The organism is Streptomyces sp. NPDC093984, assembly GCF_044764595.1.
Lineage (GTDB): Bacteria > Actinomycetota > Actinomycetes > Streptomycetales > Streptomycetaceae > Streptomyces > Streptomyces cynarae.
This window is the reverse complement of sequence record NZ_JBIWIM010000027.1, coordinates 16,067-32,355: the sequence shown is the minus strand read 5'-3', so window position 1 is coordinate 32,355 and position 16,289 is coordinate 16,067. Positions and strand designations below refer to the sequence as shown.

Annotated in this window: 14 protein-coding genes and 1 pseudogene; 6 read left to right on the top strand and 9 right to left on the bottom strand. The window is 67.2% G+C overall.

All coding sequences use genetic code 11. From position 1 onward, the window contains the following. Positions 1-415: 415 nt before the first annotated feature. The 5 genes from ACIRC0_RS38015 to ACIRC0_RS37995 all read left to right on the top strand — a co-directional run bounded on the left by ACIRC0_RS38015 (position 416) and on the right by ACIRC0_RS37995 (position 4,260). The gene (locus ACIRC0_RS38015) at positions 416-880 is read left to right on the top strand and encodes a DUF417 family protein (RefSeq protein ID WP_403626167.1); all 465 of its coding nucleotides are present in this window, start codon (positions 416-418) and stop codon (positions 878-880) included. A 528-nt stretch (positions 881-1,408) separates the two neighbouring features. Then, a complete protein-coding gene (locus tag ACIRC0_RS38010) occupies positions 1,409-1,717 on the top strand; it encodes a DUF427 domain-containing protein (protein WP_403626164.1) in 309 nt (102 codons plus the stop codon). Positions 1,718-2,141: 424 nt separating this feature from the next. Then, positions 2,142-3,272 (top strand): transaldolase, encoded by a 1,131-nt coding sequence (gene tal / locus ACIRC0_RS38005; RefSeq protein WP_403626160.1) that lies wholly within the window; start codon positions 2,142-2,144, stop codon positions 3,270-3,272. A 78-nt stretch (positions 3,273-3,350) separates the two neighbouring features. After that, positions 3,351-3,593: a WhiB family transcriptional regulator gene (locus tag ACIRC0_RS38000; RefSeq protein WP_403626157.1), complete on the top strand. Its 243-nt coding sequence runs from the start codon at positions 3,351-3,353 to the stop codon at positions 3,591-3,593. 169 nt (positions 3,594-3,762) lie between these two features. Beyond that, entirely contained in the window at positions 3,763-4,260 is a 498-nt protein-coding gene (locus ACIRC0_RS37995; protein WP_403626154.1) for a molybdenum cofactor biosysynthesis protein, read from the top strand. 168 nt (positions 4,261-4,428) lie between these two features. Here ACIRC0_RS37995 and ACIRC0_RS37990 read toward each other — a convergent pair whose 3' ends face one another. The 7 genes and pseudogenes from ACIRC0_RS37990 to ACIRC0_RS37960 form a co-directional block, all read right to left on the bottom strand. Further along, positions 4,429-4,584, bottom strand: coding sequence for an FAD-binding oxidoreductase (locus ACIRC0_RS37990; protein WP_403626181.1), 156 nt, complete (start codon positions 4,582-4,584; stop codon positions 4,429-4,431). Between the two features lie 134 nt (positions 4,585-4,718). Then, positions 4,719-5,318, bottom strand: coding sequence for a molybdopterin-dependent oxidoreductase (locus ACIRC0_RS37985; RefSeq protein ID WP_403626152.1), 600 nt, complete (start codon positions 5,316-5,318; stop codon positions 4,719-4,721). Positions 5,319-5,527: 209 nt separating this feature from the next. Further along, entirely contained in the window at positions 5,528-6,238 is a 711-nt protein-coding gene (locus tag ACIRC0_RS37980; RefSeq protein ID WP_403626149.1) for an RNA polymerase sigma factor, read from the bottom strand. A 248-nt stretch (positions 6,239-6,486) separates the two neighbouring features. Beyond that, positions 6,487-7,089, bottom strand: a complete 603-nt coding sequence (locus tag ACIRC0_RS37975) for a sigma-70 family RNA polymerase sigma factor (protein WP_403626178.1) — start codon at positions 7,087-7,089, stop codon at positions 6,487-6,489. A 698-nt stretch (positions 7,090-7,787) separates the two neighbouring features. Next, positions 7,788-8,318: pseudogene (locus ACIRC0_RS37970) on the bottom strand (cbb3-type cytochrome c oxidase subunit I); the annotation flags it as partial. A gap of 485 nt (positions 8,319-8,803) precedes the next feature. Next, positions 8,804-10,804, bottom strand: a complete 2,001-nt coding sequence (locus ACIRC0_RS37965) for a BTAD domain-containing putative transcriptional regulator (RefSeq protein WP_403626175.1) — start codon at positions 10,802-10,804, stop codon at positions 8,804-8,806. Between the two features lie 652 nt (positions 10,805-11,456). Further along, the gene (locus ACIRC0_RS37960) at positions 11,457-12,128 is read right to left on the bottom strand and encodes a TetR/AcrR family transcriptional regulator (RefSeq protein WP_403626173.1); all 672 of its coding nucleotides are present in this window, start codon (positions 12,126-12,128) and stop codon (positions 11,457-11,459) included. Positions 12,129-12,855: 727 nt separating this feature from the next. Between ACIRC0_RS37960 and msrA the strand changes: the two genes are divergently transcribed. After that, a complete protein-coding gene (gene msrA, locus ACIRC0_RS37955) occupies positions 12,856-13,356 on the top strand; it encodes a peptide-methionine (S)-S-oxide reductase MsrA (protein WP_403626146.1) in 501 nt (166 codons plus the stop codon). 70 nt (positions 13,357-13,426) lie between these two features. Here msrA and ACIRC0_RS37950 read toward each other — a convergent pair whose 3' ends face one another. Together ACIRC0_RS37950 and ACIRC0_RS37945 are read right to left on the bottom strand one after the other, a co-directional pair. Next, positions 13,427-15,391, bottom strand: coding sequence for a SpoIIE family protein phosphatase (locus ACIRC0_RS37950; RefSeq protein ID WP_403626143.1), 1,965 nt, complete (start codon positions 15,389-15,391; stop codon positions 13,427-13,429). Continuing rightward, positions 15,340-16,125 (bottom strand): NADP-dependent oxidoreductase, encoded by a 786-nt coding sequence (locus tag ACIRC0_RS37945; RefSeq protein ID WP_403626141.1) that lies wholly within the window; start codon positions 16,123-16,125, stop codon positions 15,340-15,342. Before ACIRC0_RS37945 ends, ACIRC0_RS37950 begins: the two co-directional genes overlap by 52 nt. Positions 16,126-16,289: the final 164 nt, after the last annotated feature.

Here is a 16,289-nt window from a genome sequence, read left to right as displayed (position 1 = left end):
CCGCTACGAACGCAAGGCCGAGCACTTCCTGGCCTTCACCGCCATCGCCTGCAGCCTCATCTGCTACCGCAGACTCACCAAATGAGACGACGTCTTAGGCACGTTGGCGCCACCAGCGCCCGGGCGAAGCTGGCGCCGGGACCCTGGGGCCGGCGTCCGGCCCTCGAATAACCGTGATGCGCTGCAGCCGCGTCGGCCGACCCTGGGATGCCGGCCGCGCGGGCTCTTGACATGATGGGACAAGTGCCAAGAAAACTCCCCTCCCGCTCGGCCGAGTTGAGGCGCACGGGTTGAGGCCGGTGCACACACGATACTCGGGCAGGGTCCCGCCTCGGGCCTGCGGCTGCGGAGGGAAGCGCAGACGCCACCACTGACCGCCGTCGGGGTAGCGCCTGTGTGAAGACAGGAGAATGCCATGGCCGCGCACACCGCTATCGCCAGGTTGCACTCCGGAGGGATAACGGCGAGCCGGTTCGGACTCGTGCTGAACCTCGCCAGCATCGGACGGCTCAAGTTCGAGGATTACGAGGTGGAGAACATCCGGCCTGTGGTCGTCTCGAGCCCACTGCTGCGACGGCCGCTGAGAGCGCTTGGAGAGACGAGACTGGCCAAAGCCATCGGGATCACTGAGATCACGATCGCCGGGATGATCTCCACCGGACGGTGGGCGCCCAGAGTCTCGGCAGCCGGCAGCCTGCTCGCGGCCGGGATGTTCACCGTCACGCTCAGTTTCCTGATCAGCACTCCGGAGGCGTGGCACCAGCGGGGGCGAGAGCCGAAGCTCTCGCCGGCCGGCCAATTTCTGATCAAGGACGTGGTGCTTCTGGGTGCTTCCCTGATCACCGCTGCGGAGTCGCTGAGCAGAAACCCACGACCATAGCCTGTCACGGCTCCTCAGCCGCCCGTGACGCCTCGGACATCCAAGGACCCTTTGAACTCGAGGGTCTCCGTCCGCGTCAGCGACCAGGCACTTGCCGGTGACCTGGATGGCGGAAGCACGTCGGGCCGTGCCAACCCATCCCGTGCGTCCATCCCGGGCGTAGGCGAGCCCTCCATTCGCACAGGCCGTAGGGCCCCTCAGCCGCAGCTGCTCCCTGGCAGTCCGCAGCCGTGGGCGGTGCCGGCACCTCGGCTGGGTGCGCCCACTCTGGCGTGAACGCCCACGGTTGCAATCAGGCGTACGCAGGCGTACAAGGACAACCTTGCAGCGCGTCGCTGGGACGGTAGTCCCCTGAAGAAAAGGTCCAGCCGCGTAAGAACTCGACCGCCCACAGCGCTAAAGACCCGCGCTCGAGTCGGTCGCTGACCCGTCTCGGAGCAGTGCCAGCGCGGCTGGCTTTCCCTCACAGAACCAGGCGCCCCGCTGCCGCCGACGCCGCGGCGGTGCCCGACGAGGAGAGAGAGTGTTATGAGAGCGACCATCCAGGGCCGAGTGCTCGCCGAGGCGTCCGACGACGAGATCGTCATGATCGAGGGGAACGTCTACTTTCCTCCGGGCACAGTCGCGCACGAACTCCTGAGCGAGAGTGAGACTCCCTACACGTGTCCCTGGAAGGGACGCAGCCAGTACTTCAACGCTGTCATCGACGGGAAGGTCGTGGACGATGTGGGTTGGAGCTACCCCGCCCCTCTCGCCAGCGCAGTGAAGCGCGTCGGGCGAGACTTCTCCAACTTCGTTGCCTTCAGCCCCTTCGTAACCGTAGACAGCCACGGCTGATCTCACGTACAGCCACACCGGATGCTCCTGGCGCCGCGCACGTGCTGGGCAGTCGTACCGTCACGCCCCGTCGCCTGCGCCAGTGCGACTCGTCGGCCGTGAGATGCAAACGAAGCGCGCCCAGGAGTGCAGCTCGACCGCCTGCCCCTGCTCGGGAAGGCGCACTACGATCGGGGCTGTGCCGAGGCGGTTTCGGCCCGCGGCCGGACCACACGCCGCCGACGGCACGTTCCCCGGTCAACCGGCCCCTGCGCCGGTCGGGACGCTCCGATGCGGAGCGTCCCGACCGGCGGCCCAGCCCAGGTCGGCGTAGGGATGGCCTGGTGGGCGTAGGGCACACCGCCAGGGCCGCCGCTGCGCAGACGTAGGCACGCTCGGGCGGCCTGCACGGCCCGCCTCACCCACCCTGGAAGGTGCGGGAAACATGACAAGCGCGTTGAAGGACCTCTCGGACGCTGGTGTGTCCGTGTGGCTGGACACCCTGTCGCGCGAGCGGATCAGCTCGGGCAGCCTGGCGGAGCTGATCAGCAGCCGCCACGTGGTGGGCGTCACTACGAACCCGACGATCTTCAGGGACGCAATATCGCACGGAACGGAATACGAGGCCCGGATGTCCGAGCTCGCGGTTCGCGGAGTGTCAGCCGAGGAGGCGGTCCGCACCATCACCGCGTCGGATGTACGCGATGCCGCCGACATCCTTCGCCCCGCTTTCCTCGCGTCCTACGCCGGCCAGGACGGCCGCGTCTCCATCGAGGTCGACCCCCACATGGCTCACGACACCACGGCGACGATCGCCGAGGCACGTCACCTGGCCTGGCTCGTAGACCGCCCGAACACATACATCAAGATCCCTGCGACCAAGGCGGGCCTGCCCGCCATCGCCGAGACCATCGCCCAGGGCATCAGTGTCAACGTGACCCTGATCTTCTCGCTGGCACGCTACCGGCAGGTTGCTGACGCCTATTTGACGGGCCTCGAGAAAGCCCGCGCTGCTGGGCGCGACCTGTCGCAGATTTCCTCGGTCGCATCGTTCTTCGTCTCCCGCATGGACACGGAGGTCGACAGGCGCCTCGACGCCCTTGGCACGCCGGAGGCCAGAGCCCTCCGGGGCAGGGCCGCCGTCGCCAACGCCCGCCTGGCCTACGAAGCCTTCGAGGAGGTCTTCTCCGGTGAGCGCTGGAACCGCCTGCACCGTTCGCGGGCGAACAAACAGCGCCCGCTGTGGGCTTCCACGGGCGTCAAGGACAGCGCGTACGAGGCCACCAAGTACGTCGCCGGTCTGATCGCCCCCGGCTCGGTGAACACCATGCCCGAGGCCACGCTGCTCGCCGTCGAGGCACAGGGGCTGGCCGCAGGCAGCGATGTCCGCAGCACATACGACGAAGCCCGGGCCGACCTAGAAGCGATCGAGCGCCTGGGGATCCCCTACACCGAAGTCGTCCAGCAGTTGGAGGACGAGGGCGTGGCAAAGTTCCAGGAGTCCTGGGACGGCCTTCTCACAGCAACCGCGGCCCAGCTCCGAACCGGCGCACACAGGCTGCACACGCGGCAATGAGAAGCGCCCCTTCGGAGCACCGATCCCCGGGCGCTGCCGCACTTCCCGCACGGTGTTCCCTCCTCCCGGAAGAGCGGGGTGAACCGCGTCCACGGAGACGGCAGCAGCATTCCGACATGGCTCGAAAGCGCGGCCTGCCGGGATCTCGACACCGAACCGTTCTTCCCCGTAAGCCCGGAGGGCCCCGGCCGGCGTCAGGCCGACGAAGCGAAGGCCGTGTGCAAGCCGTGCCCTGTCCGCCGACAGTGCGCCAGTTGGGCTGTCACCAAAGCACAGCAGTACCGAATCTGCGGTGGAGTGGACGAGGAAGAATTGTCCTGACCCGCAGAAGAAAACGCCTCAGCACCCGGAAACGGTCCAGCTACCGGCCTGACACCTGAGACGGAGCAGGCCGTCCACGTCAATGACTTGAGCACGCGGAGACAATGCAATTCGCGTGGAAGAAGGGATCTGACTCGGTTTGGGTTTTTCACACGTCCCTCAGCACGACGTGCAGGTCGTGCAGCTCCTCGCATCGCCGGTGCACCGGTTCTCCGGACGGCCCGCCCAGGGGCCGTCAGCGGATCCTGTCGGCGGGCTGGTGCAGCAGATCCATGTACGCAGTCATCTCGGAATCGTCGGCGACCGGTACTTCGCCCAGCCAGCTCACCGGGATGCGGCCGTGACCATCATGGCGGAAGAGAACCTGCCCACAAGCATCGATCCCGCTGTCGACCTGCGACAGATGCGACGGAACATCCTGGTCCGAGGCATCGACATCGACGCCTACGTCGATTGGACCGTAGAACTCGACACCGGCGACGGCCCCATTGCGTTCGCCGTCAACCGCGCTGCACGGCCCTGTGCGTGGATGGACACTCTCATCGGGCCCGGGGCGCAGCGTGCGCTACGCGGCAAGGGCGGCGTACGGTGCACGCCGCTGTCAGACGGCGTGCTCAGTGTCGGCAGGGCGAGTTTCCACCTGGTCGGGCCGCGCGAATGGCGCTAGTACTCCAGCCGGACCGGCAGTGCGTACAGCACCCGGAACGGTGCCCGGGTGCCGGCCTCCTCCCGTGCACGGACCATGCACATCAAAGGCACGAGTCCCGATCCGCCCGCCACCAGCAGAACCGGCTCGGTCTGCTGCTCCAGACAAACCACCCGCCGACAGGCCCGCTCAGCGCAACTGCTCCCCGACCACGAACTCGTCCACGAGGTAGGGCGACACTTCCCCGCCAGGCGTGCGCTGGACCGTCAGCTCGAAGCCCCGGGCGTTGGGGGCCGAGGCGATCGAGTAGCTGCGCTGGGTGCTGTAGCCGTCTTCTGCGGTCAGCCTGACGTCTACATGCTGGCCGGCCAGGTGCCCGGGTCAGCCCTGCAGGTCCAGTGTCAGGGTGACGGCCGTCGCCGACTCCACGCGCCGACTCGTTACGTCGGCGGTCCGAGTCCGCCATCGGAGCCGGCCGCCTAGTCTCCCTGGTACCGCTGTTCTCGCCATGGGTCTCCGTAGTTGTGGTAGCCGGCGCTTTCCCAGAAGCCGGGCGCGTCGCTCTGCCTCAGCTCGATCTCGCGCACCCACTTCGCGGACTTCCACAGGTACAGGTGAGGAACCAGCAGCCGAGCAGGGCCACCGTGTTCGGGTGCCAGGTCGCTGCCCCCGTAGCCATAGACGATCCACGCTTTGCCGTCGACCAGGTCGGCGAGGGGGATGTTCGTGGTGTAGCCCCCGTACGAGGTAACGAGAACGTGCTCTGCGGCCGTCTCCACGTCCGCGAGTAGAACGTCCAGGGACACGCCTTGCCATTCGGTGCCGAACTTCGACCACTTCGTCACACAGTGCAGGTCCACCGTCGGAGACTCCGCCGGGAGTGCCATCAGGTCTGCCCAGTCCCACACGTGCCGCCTCCCGGCTTCCGTGGTCACGGACAGCTTCCAGTCGTCCTGCCGGATGCGGGGGGTAGGCCCGGCGGACAGCACCGGGAACCCGGTCGTCTCGTACTGTCCAGGTGGCAGCTTCGTGCCCGCCGACGGCCTTCGACCGTGGAAGCCGCGCGAGATGAACGCCATGCTCGCCGTCCCTGTTCATCCGGGGTGGCCCCGGTGGGCCCCTTCGAAGGTGAGCGCCCGGGCGGAGCGATTTCTTACCTCCGGCGCCCCGGGAAGGTGAGTACCTGAGGGCGCAGCCCGGAGGACGACTGCCAGGCTCCCGGGGTGTGTGCGGCTGCGGTGCGAACCGCCTGGTCAGCGTTGCCCGAGCCGACGTAGTCGCCGCTGCATCAGCCCGCGGCGCTGAGATGTCCGCCGGCTATCAGCTGAGCTCGCAGTTTCTTACGGGCGTCGAACATCGTCTTGTAGAGCGCGTTGCGGTTCGTCTCCAGCTCACTGGCCAGCGCTTCCAGGGGGACTCCGTTGACGACGGCGGTGAACACCTGCCGCTGGCGGGCGCTCAGTGTCTGGATTGCGTCACGCACAGCTTCGACCAGCTCTCGCGCCTGCCAGTGGCTGACGGGGTCGATACCGGAACGGTCGGGCACTTGCGCCCATTCGTCCAAGTCGACCCGGGCATTTGAAAGACGCCAGAAATGGCGGCCCAGTTTGCTGGACACCTCAAGCACGACGAATCGGAACGCCCATGTGGTGAACCTGGCGTCGCCTCGAAATTCCCGAATTTTGCGTGTGATCCTCATCAGTGCGTCGGCGGCCGCCTGGTGGGCGAGATCGTTCAGCTCGGGCCCGGTAATCCGGTAACGAGGACCCCGGCGAAACACTTCGTTCATGGCAATCCGCACCAGCATTTCGTGCAGCCGCGTGCACGCCTGCTCGTACTGCGGCCCACGGCCGTCCGAGAGCGCGTCCACCCAGGCGGCGGATTCCGGGTCGAGTTGCCCTAGGCCCTCGGCGGGCCGTGCTGCCGGGGCGCAGCCGCTGCTTCCGGCACGTCCGTCCGGAGCTGAGTGGCACGTTTTTCTGACATCCACAGAGTGCATGGCCTTCAATCCTCAGGTCATCTCGTGCGGACAAGCCAAACACAAGACCCATCTACAGGCCGTCTACGCGAAGTCGCTGTTTTTCTTTCGCCGTGCGCGCATCCCGAGATTTCACGGACGGGGTTTCCGGCATATTTCAACGAGTAACTCGCGCGCGTCGTGGGGCGCGCCTTCCCGTACTGTCGCGGCCGGCTGGTGAGCAGGCCGGTCCACGCAGGCCCGCGACCCTCCACGCCGGTGGCGGGCGGTCACGCTGTGTGCAGCCCGGGCGTTGGCTGCTGCAGCAGCCAACGCAGCTGTCGCCGCCCCCTGTGGATGCGCGACATCACGGTGCCCACAGGGATCCCCATCGTTTCCGCGATCTCGCGGTAGGAGAGACCCTCGACGTCTGCGAGGTACACAGCGAGCCGGCGCGGCGGGGAGATCTGGCGGAAAGCTGCTTGGAGGTCGGGATTCACGATGCGCTCCAGCGCTTCTGCCTCGGCCGACTTCGGTGCTCCGGAAGCATGGGCGCCAAGACGCGCCAGCTGCTCGTCTTCGACCTCGGAGGAGAGGCACAGGTGCGGTCTGCACTGCTGTCCACGGCGGGTAGATATGTACTGATTGACCATGATCTTCTTCATCCAGGCTGCGAAGTTCGTGCCTGGTTGAAACCGGTCGAACGATGCATACGCGCGCGCGTACGCTTCCTGGACCAGGTCTTCAGCGTCTGCTGCGTGGCGGGTCATGCGCCAGGCGGCGGCGTAGAGGGTGCGACGATGCGGGAGGGCTTCCTCTTCGAATCTCGCACGGCGCTGGGCGGGGCTCTCCCGCTGACTGCTGGTGCCCGGTTCCGGTGGGAAATGCATCATTTTCACGGTCGCTTCCTCTCTCAGCGCCCAGACCACGCCGGCTGCGCCCGGCGTGCGGTGTCAGCCCGCTTCGGACAGTCCAGGGCTTGGCACCCGGCCCGGCTCCTCCGCAGCGGGCCTGGCGACAGGTCTGGGTGCAGCGGATGGGTCCGACCGGCCTCAACGCCTGCCGAGGCTGCTTGACGCGTCTGACCTGGCAGCCGCTGCCGGGCCGAAAGTGCGGGGAAGGGCGTATACCGTCCCGGCGACGGCGGGTCTTCCGTGGATGCGCCTGTCCTGGTTCCTGGGCGGACCGACATACAGCCTGCCGGACCCGCTAGGAGCTTCTCTATTGAGCGGTGAACACTTCTTGACTGTGTTCCATCTGACCCTGCCATAGCAGTGTCTACAACAGCTCTATAAGGCCTCTACGGCGCCAATCGCAGTGGCCCCGTCATCCGACTAGCGGAAACTGCATGGATCTGTCCTGCCTACCGCTTCCGCCCTCTGCGCATTGCTGCGCGAAGAAAACGGGCCGTTCGGGAGCCGCGCGATAGTCGCGGTACGGTCTAATTTCATCAAGGCAGTGTCACGCTGAGCGCGAGACGCTGCTGTCCGCACGCTGCCGGCGGGACGGTCGGCCAACTCTGTCCGCCGCTCGGCCACCAGAAGTAGAAGCCCGCGAACATGGCGAAGATGATTGTGCCGAACAGGGTTTAGTGGAGGTGCGCTACGACAAAGTAGGAGTCGGACACGGGGAAGTCGAGCGGCGGCGAAGCCAGCAGCACGCCGGTGAGGCCTCGAAGAGGAACGTGAGGAGGAATCCCATCGACCACAACATGGGCGTCTCGAACGAGAGCGACCCCTTCCACATCGTGCCGATCCAGTTCAAGAACTTGGCACCCGTCGGCACCGCGATTTGGAACGACATGAAGGCGAAGAAGGGCAGTAGAACGCCTCCTGTGAGGAACATGTGATGCGCCCATACGGTCACGGAGATCCCGGCGATGCTGATCGTGGCTCCGCCGATGCCCAGGTAGCCGAAGAGCGGCTTCCGGCTGAAGACCGGCAGGATCTCGGAGACGATACCGAAGAACGGCGCGCGATGATGTGCACCTCGGGATGGCCGAAGAACCAGAACAGGTGCTGCCACCGGAGCGCACCTCCGTTGGCCGGCTCGAAGATGTGCGAGCCGAGCTTCCGGCCGGCTCCAGCGCAAGGAGGGCTGCTGCCAGCGTGGGGAAGGCGACATCCGGTGCCCCGGTCAGTCACACCGGCACGCCCCGTCACCCCTGCCGGTAGGACTCGTCGGCCACGAGATGCGACGGGACAACCCAGCGCTCCCTTCACGGCGCCGCTCTCCGCACTCCGCCCGAAGCCCGGCAAACAGGTTCAGCGCACACGGGAGCGGGCCCCTGAGCGGCGGCACACTCCCGGCTGCAGGTGGGACGGCCCCGGGCACAGGGCGTCCCAGCAGTGCGCAGGGGGTAAGGGCGCTCGTGCGCCCGACGCCAACTGTTCTGCCTTGGCCGCCGACAGGCCCGAGCGGAGCGTTGCACTCCCACGGACGAGATGCTCCCTGGCGTCGGAACGTCCTGGAGGGCCTCCGCGATCCTGTCGTAGACGGTGAAGGCAGCCGTAGTCCAGACTCTCCGGCCGACTACGCCCGGTACATCGCGGCGAACAGGCTGGCCCCGATCCGCCCGCCGTCGAACCGCAAAGGGGGGCACGACGCTCATACTCTTTGGTCAGTTCTTTCTCGTAGAACGGTGCCGCCCGGTAGGGCATGCCCCCCTTCGGGAACTGCTCGGTCCCGGCTACTGGCCGCGGCAACGTCTCCGCAGGGTGCCTTTGACGACGACATGGATGCTGGCCCCTGCTCGCCCCAGGAGCGGGCTGGCTTGCCCTGGTCGAGGAACCTCTCCCCCGCCTGCTCCACTGCGTAGGCGGCCACAAGCCGGTTCCAGCTGTACCGACCCGGGCCGATCTCCGCGACGAGGTGCGCTCGGGTGAGGCGCGACAACGCCTGGCGGACCCGGCGCTCGGGCCGTCCGGCCAGATCCGCAACCTGCGATGCCGCGAACATGGGGTCTGGGCAGGCGCTCAGGTCGCGGAAGAGCGCGGCTGTTTCCGTGTCGAGCAGGCGGTACGAGCGGGTAATGGACTCGCGAACGTCGAGCGTCTGGTCCTCGTCGCTCGCGAAGGCGTCCAGAGTGCTGTGCTCCGGTGCCTCGTACTCGTCGGCCAGGCTCGCCAGACGCAGCTGGGGTCGATACGCCGCGCGGGCGGCGACGTTGGCCAGGGCCAAGGGGAGCTGCCCGGCCAGCCGGATGATGCGGTCGACGGCCTCTGGTTCAGCTGCTGTCCTCGCTGCGCCGAGTCGGCGCGCGAGGAGGCTGCGTGCGTCCGTCTGGCTCAGGGGCATGAGTGTCAGGGGAAGTGCCTGGTAGGCAGCGACGAGCGCGTGCAGTTGCATGCGGCTGGTGACAAGGACCATGGAGCCGGGGCCTCCGGGGAGGAGATGCTTTATCTGGTCCGTGTTCCATGCGTTGTCGAGCAGGACGAGCACTCGGCGGTTGGCCAGCAAGCCGCGGAACATGAGCCCGCGTGCCTGCGCGGTCTCGGGCATGTCCTCGACGGGGATCCCCAATGACTGCAGGAAGTCCCCGAGCACCTGCGCGGGGTCCCGCGGCTCGGCCTCCGGTCCGGCTCCCTGCAGGTCTGCAAAGAGCTGGCCGTCCGGGAAGCGGTCAGCGAGACGGTGCGCGACGGTGGTGGCGAAAGCCGTCTTGCCGACGCCGGCCAGTCCGCCGACCGCGCAGATGGCCACGGAGTACGACGCCGCTGCATCGGCGGCCAAGCGCTCGACCTGCTCCTGCTCTCTCTCACGGCCGACGAGGCTCGGCAGGGCGGCCGGGAGCTGAGCCGGGGCGTGCGGCGGGGGCGTCGCTGGCGCACCCTTCGGGCGGTCGGCGCTTTGCGGGAGCTGGAATCGCCCGGAGAGGATGCGCTCGTGGACTTGCTGCAGTTCCGGCGACGGGCTGACGCCGAGGCGTTGACGCAGCAGGTGACTGGTCGTGTGGTAGATCGTCAGCGCCTCGGACTGCCGGCCAGCGCCGTAGAGCGCAGTCATGAGGAGGCCGCATACGCGCTCTCGAAGCGGGTGCTCGACAAGCAGAGCGGACAGTTCCGCGGCGGCCTCGGCGTAGTGCCCTCTCTCCACTTCGCAGGCGAGCTGCTCCTCCGCACAGGCGAGGCGCATCTCCCCGAGGACGCTGCGCTGCTGTTCCGCGAACGGCCCCGGGACCCCAGCGAGGGCCACTCCTTTCCACATCTCGAGGCCCTCGGTCAGCAGGCTCACCGCAGACTCCAGGTCGCCGGCGCTACGCGCCTCCCTCGCCCTTGCCGTCGTCTCCTTGAATCTGTTCAGGTCCAGAGCGTCCCGTTGGATGTGCAGCAGGTAGCCCCCGTCGACCAGGCTCACGGAGCTGTCACTCTGCTCCCCCAGTGCCTGCCTGAGCCTGTAAACGTACGTGCGCACGGAGCCTACGGCCGACGGTGGGGCCTCGTCGCCCCACACGTCCTCCACCAGTCTCGAGAGACTTACAGGCTTGCCCGCCCTGAGCAACAGCGAAGCGAGCACGGCGCACTGCCTCGGCTGACCAGCTCCGGCCTCGCTCCCCTGCCTGTGGAGCCGGACCGGGCCGAGCACTGAGAACTGGACACCTGCATGCATAGTGCCTACCGCCCTGGAGATCCTTTTGAGACTTGACTGCTTGGCTGTCCGCAAGGGACCGCTCTCCCCAAACGTACAGCAGATCAGCGAATTTTCAGGACTAAATAGTCCCGTCTTGGATGGAGGAGACCTGCCTCTTGTACCGGGGACCGCCGCCGTTCTCGGTCGGCGACTGGGGCCACATACGGACACAGAGCGTTCGGACGAAGGCATTTTCCGGCCGTCACGTCCCCGGCCGGGCCGCCTCCGTCGGCCGGGAGGACGGCGAAGTGCAGTCCGGTACAGAGACCGCGACGCAATCGCCTCCTGGCGCCACACCAGGGCTTCTTGGCGCCGCCTCGCCCCAGACGACTCAGAGGGCGTTTGAGGTCTGCTCGATCAGGGTCCATCGGGTGTCGGACAGGTCGCTGGGGTACGCCTTGCGCTTCGCTCACGGCGTAGCGTGATTGGAGGCGGAGGGCTCGGTTCTGCCGTTCATCGGGTGATTCCACGGCAACTTCAGACCAGACGGACTTCCGGGTACAGAAGCGGAACGAGACGGATGGCCGACCATCCGCCGGGAGAGCGTCATCCGCCGCCTATGGAATGAAGGTCCTCAAAGCAGGGCAGGAGCGAGAGCCGCATATAGCGGCTTGACCTGCATAAACGCCCTCTAGGCGTCCTCCCGCGCCCCGGCCGGCGGATCGCCGTCCTCGGCGAGCACGGCATAGGCCTTCACGTGGCCGATCGCCATGTCCAGGGCGATCTTCATGGGTTTGACGTCCTGGGCCGTCTGGGCAAGGAGGTAGCCGCCTTGAAGGGCGGCCATGAGGCTGGTGGCGAGCTCTCCGGCGTCCGCGTCTGCTCGGAGGACTCCAGAGTCCTTCATCCGCTCGAGCCCGGCCTCGAGCAGGCCCTCCCAGGTGTCGAAGTGCCGGGCGATCGCCTTACGCGCCTCTTCGTCCTGATCGGCCAGTTCGCTTGCAAGGGAGCCGAGCGGGCAGCCGTATGCTCCGTTTCGGAGCGCGTTGCGTTCGATCAGTGCGTCCCGCCAGCGCTCCAGCCCGCGGAGAGAGTTGAGCCGCTCCAGTTGCTGGTGCTGACGTTCGAGCAATTCCGCAGCCTGCAACGCGACAACGTCCTGCACCAGCGCATCCTTGTCGGGGTAGTGACGGTAGAGCTGGGATTTGCTCGTTCCGCTGGCCGCCCTGATCTCGTCGAGGGTCGTGGAGGAGACGCCCTTGACGTACATCATGTCAGCGGCGGCCCTCAAAATGCGCTTTCGAGTCGCCCGCCCGCGCTCAGTCAGCCGGGAGTTGTTCTTGTCGCGCGCATGTTCCGCCACATTGGTCAAATTACCAGTGCGAACGCTAGCAGGAGTCGGAAGGGACCTCAAGGTCCTTTTTGATACCCGGCCCTCCGGCGCTCGAGCCGTCCGACCCGAGCCATCGTCCCGGGCCTCCCGAGGCGGAGCCGGCCTGCCGGAGCCGCGCACTCGACCGGTGTGCTCGGTCCCGGGCCGGCTGCTACCAGACACAATCCATGCCTCCGGCGCCGCCACCCCTGAGGACAGAATGGTCCCCGCTCCCTCCTCCGCCGCCAGGGACACAGGATCGGCGGCAGCGAGGAGCTGCGGCGGGAGTGCTCTCGCCGCGTCGAGCCAGTGCCGGACGGGCCAAACAACGTCCGGCAGTTTTATACCTAGACCGGCGTTGGCGGCCAGGTGCCCTGCGGTGGAGAAGCCGCTGCCTGCAGCACGGGCGGGCTCCCGAGGGACCCATGGGCGTGACACGGATGTCAGCAGGTGCCCGCCGTCTCCGCGCACAGGACGTCCCGCCTCCGACGCCCTCCCGTCTGAGCCTGCTCGGCCGGATTTCGGACAGGGCCGCAAAGGGCGTAAGGAGTCCGCGGGCCGCGCAGCTAACCACTGTGGGCGCTGCACGGCCGCTGTCGCGGCGCCCCGAGCCGCAGCGCACGGTGCCGGCGGGACACGGTCAGGTCGATAGAGCGCGGGTCCATGCGTTCCGGCCCGTTACATCCGGACGGCGGAATTAGCAGGAGGGCAACACGGCATGGCACACCAGAGAGCAATTCTGGCAGGCGGGTGCTTCTGGGGCATGCAGGAGCTGTTTCGGACCCTGGACGGCGTGGTCTCGACGCGTGTCGGCTATACGGGGGGCGAGACGGCGAACCCCACCTACCGCAACCACGGCAGCCATGCGGAGGCCATCGAGATCACCTACGACCCGGCGGGGACGGACTACCGGGCCCTCCTCGAGTTCTTCTTCCAGGTACATGACCCCACCACGCTGAACCGGCAGGGCAACGACGACGGCTTGAGTTACCGGTCGGCCATCTTCCATCTCGATGATGAGCAGCGGCGCGTCGCAGACGCCACGATCGCCGAGGTCGACGCCTCCGGCCTGTGGCCGGGGAAGGTCGTCACGGAGGTGACGCCCGCCGGCGCCTTCTGGGAGGCCGAGCCAGAGCACCAGGACTATCTGCAGCGCTATCCGTACGGGTACACCTGCCACCGCATCCGCCCGGAATGGCGGCTGCCCAAGGTCCCTTAAGACCGATGACGCGGGTGCCTCGACGGCGCGTCGCCTCGAGCGCCGGCAGGGTCTCGCTGCGCATCGAGTCTCATGCGCGTCGGATGACCAGCACGGCCACGTCGTCGAGGTGGTCCACCGCGGCCACCGCGTCGAGTATCCGATCTGCAGTCGCCTCGACGCCGAGCCGATCCTGGAGGGCTCGACCGGCCAGCGCTCCCGCTCGCTCCAGTCCGGCTTCCAGGGTCAGGCACGGCCCTTCGACCACACCATCGGTGACCATGACCAGCGCGGTGCCCTCTTCCAAAGTGAAGGTCTCCTCGGGGTACTCGGCGCCAGGCACGATTCCGAGGACCGGCCCGGCGGGAAGTGTGCGGATGGTGTGGCTGCCGTCGTCGCGTGCGTGGAGCAGTGGCACGTGGCCTGCGCTGGTGCCGATGACCTGTCCGTCATGCGGATCGAGGTGCAGCATGGTGCAGCTTGCGAAGCGTGGCGCGTCCATCGCGACGAGCAACTCGTTGGTACGCGTCAGCACCGTACCCGGCTCTGGCTCGTGGGCGGCGATCGCGCGCATGGACGAGCGCACCTGGCCCATGAAAACCGCAGCATCGACGTCGTGCCCTTGAGCGTCGCCGATTTCGAGTGCGACCGCACCGTCGGGTAGGAAGAACGCGTCATACCAGTCTCCGCCGATATCCAGCCCATCCCGGCTGGGCTGATAGCGGGCGGCGATCTCCAGGCCTGGGAGGTGCTCCGGCAGCGTCGGGAGCATGCTCTGTTGGAGCGCCGTGGACAGCTCGACGTGGGCTTGTTGCAACCTGATGCGCCTCAGTGCCTGGCCTGCCAATTCGGCCAGAGCCGTCATGAAGGCGAGCTTCTCCGGGGACGGGGGCTTGTCACTGTCGTACGTCACCACCCAGGCCCCGAGTGGCCGGTCGCCCACCGGGCTGAGGGGGGTGATCGACAAGGCGGTGCCGGGGACGGGGCGCGGCAAGGGCAGACTGTCATCATGCAGCCAACGGCGAACAAGCTCCTCGTGGTTGGGGAAGAACTGCGCCTGACCAGTACGGATCACGCAGGGCAACGGCCGGTCCTCATCCAGCGACAGGCCGTGCAGAGCATCAGCCTCCCACGTGGGGATCCCGGCATCCGAGGAGACCCGCAAGCGCCCCTCGTCGACGACGGCGAAGAGGGCGCCGGTACCTCCGACGGCCGCGGCGAGCCGGGCCAGCACAACCTGCTGCAGTTCCTGCTCGGTGGCGGCGGTGAACAGGGCGGAGGAGAACGCGGTGATCCCGTCGGCACGCTCTCGCTCCGCGCTCACCTCGGCCAGCATCTCTTGGCGGTGCGCCTCCGACTGGGTGTCGTCACGGATCACCGCGAAGATTCGTTCGGGCCCGCCGTATCCCAACTGGATCCGGCGGGTCTGGCCTGCGAGGACACGCCAGCCATCGTGCTCGGTGAGGAACCGTGACCTGATCCACGGGGACTGGGCGGCGGACGAGCGCACAAGCCGCTGCACGTCCTTCCGGTCATCGGGGTGCACTCGCTTGATCATCTTGGACAGGGGCACCGAACCCTGCGGGAAGAGCGTGGCCAGGGCGGGTGCGCCACCCAGCCACTCCATCTGGTGCTCATCGGGGGAACACATCCAGAGGCCGAGGCCGGCAGCCTTAGCCGCAAGCTGGAATGGGATCAGCAGACCGCCGAGGTCATGTTTCGCGTCCAATGAATGCACCCACACAAGGCGCTCGCCGCTCAGGGGATCCGTCACCGGTTGCGCCTCGACGAGGCAGACCACAGATGCGGTGCTCGTGCCGGGGAATTCCAGCACACGCATCGCAAGCATCATCGGCGTGGCCCCGTGCGTCAGCAGGCTCTCAGCCGAGATGCGCTGCTCCTCGGAGAATAGATCAACAAAGCCATGACCTACGCACTGTTCCCACGGCCTGCCCAGTGCGGTGGCCATCGCGGCGTTGAGGGAGCGGATGACACCGTCCAGGGTCAAAAGAGCGGACGGTGTAGCCTTCTGAAGAAGTTCATCCGAGGTGTCCATTTGCCGCTCCCTGACCATCGTCGAGCGATATGACCTCGTCGTCCTGCAACAACAGTATCTGGCCCGCCACGCCGGCGAGGACCTCGCGGCTCAGCACGACACCTGCGTCGTCGAGGCGAATAGGGGAGGGATGACGTACGGGCGTAGACCGACTGAAGTCGCTCATTGATCGAGATGGATTCGAGCAGGCTGTTCGCAGCGGCGCGGGCGTACTCGGTGTAGGCGCCGGCCTCTCGTGCGAACTGCGTCACCATTGACCCGACAGCGCCGGCCGCACCGTGCACGAGGACGCTCTTCCCCGCCTGAAGGCGGCCGTGCTCGAACAGCCCCTGCCACGCGGTCAGGCCCGGCATCGGCAGGGCCGCACCCACCGTATAGTCGACGTCGGCCGGCAGCGGCGCGAGGTTACGCACCTCGATCGCCACATACTCCGCCAGGGTGCCGCCCCGAAATCCGTCCTCGAGGCCGAACACCCGCTGGCTCACCGACAGCCCCGTCGTGCCATAGCCGAGAGCGCTGACGACTCCGGCTGGCTCTTGCCCGGGAATCGACGGCGTCCGGTCGCGGCCGAAGCGATCGGTCCAGGTCGAGAACCACGTCAGCTCACCCGGCATGAATCCCGACGCATGAACCTGAACAACGACATCGTTCAGCGCTGCCTGCGGCTCGGGCCGCTCCACCAGCGTCATCCCGGCCGTTTCCGCGGCCTGGTCCGTCACCACAATCGCCTTCATCCGGCGCCTCTGATCGATAGGGGTGGGGCGCGAGGGCGTCGGGGAACAAGCGCAACAGCGACATCTCGGTAAGACGACGCGAAGGATCGACGCTCATCCCATAGGTGCAGGCGCAATCCGGTAGACCTTCTCGCTCGTCGGAGTTGCGTCATGTCCAACGGGGC

Excerpts from the sequence above, each read along its gene's own strand:
- ACIRC0_RS37985 (WP_403626152.1), bottom strand. The coding sequence starts at position 5,318 with ATGGCGTTCATCTCGCGCGGCTTCCACGGTCGAAGGCCGTCGGCGGGC.
- ACIRC0_RS37945 (WP_403626141.1), bottom strand. The coding sequence starts at position 16,125 with ATGAAGGCGATTGTGGTGACGGACCAGGCCGCGGAAACGGCCGGGATG.
- ACIRC0_RS37980 (WP_403626149.1), bottom strand. The coding sequence starts at position 6,238 with ATGCACTCTGTGGATGTCAGAAAAACGTGCCACTCAGCTCCGGACGGA.
- ACIRC0_RS37975 (WP_403626178.1), bottom strand. The coding sequence starts at position 7,089 with ATGATGCATTTCCCACCGGAACCGGGCACCAGCAGTCAGCGGGAGAGC.
- ACIRC0_RS38015 (WP_403626167.1), top strand. The coding sequence starts at position 416 with ATGGCCGCGCACACCGCTATCGCCAGGTTGCACTCCGGAGGGATAACG.
- tal (WP_403626160.1), top strand. The coding sequence starts at position 2,142 with ATGACAAGCGCGTTGAAGGACCTCTCGGACGCTGGTGTGTCCGTGTGG.
- ACIRC0_RS37950 (WP_403626143.1), bottom strand. The coding sequence starts at position 15,391 with ATGGACACCTCGGATGAACTTCTTCAGAAGGCTACACCGTCCGCTCTT.
- ACIRC0_RS38010 (WP_403626164.1), top strand. The coding sequence starts at position 1,409 with ATGAGAGCGACCATCCAGGGCCGAGTGCTCGCCGAGGCGTCCGACGAC.
- msrA (WP_403626146.1), top strand. The coding sequence starts at position 12,856 with ATGGCACACCAGAGAGCAATTCTGGCAGGCGGGTGCTTCTGGGGCATG.
- ACIRC0_RS37965 (WP_403626175.1), bottom strand. The coding sequence starts at position 10,804 with ATGCATGCAGGTGTCCAGTTCTCAGTGCTCGGCCCGGTCCGGCTCCAC.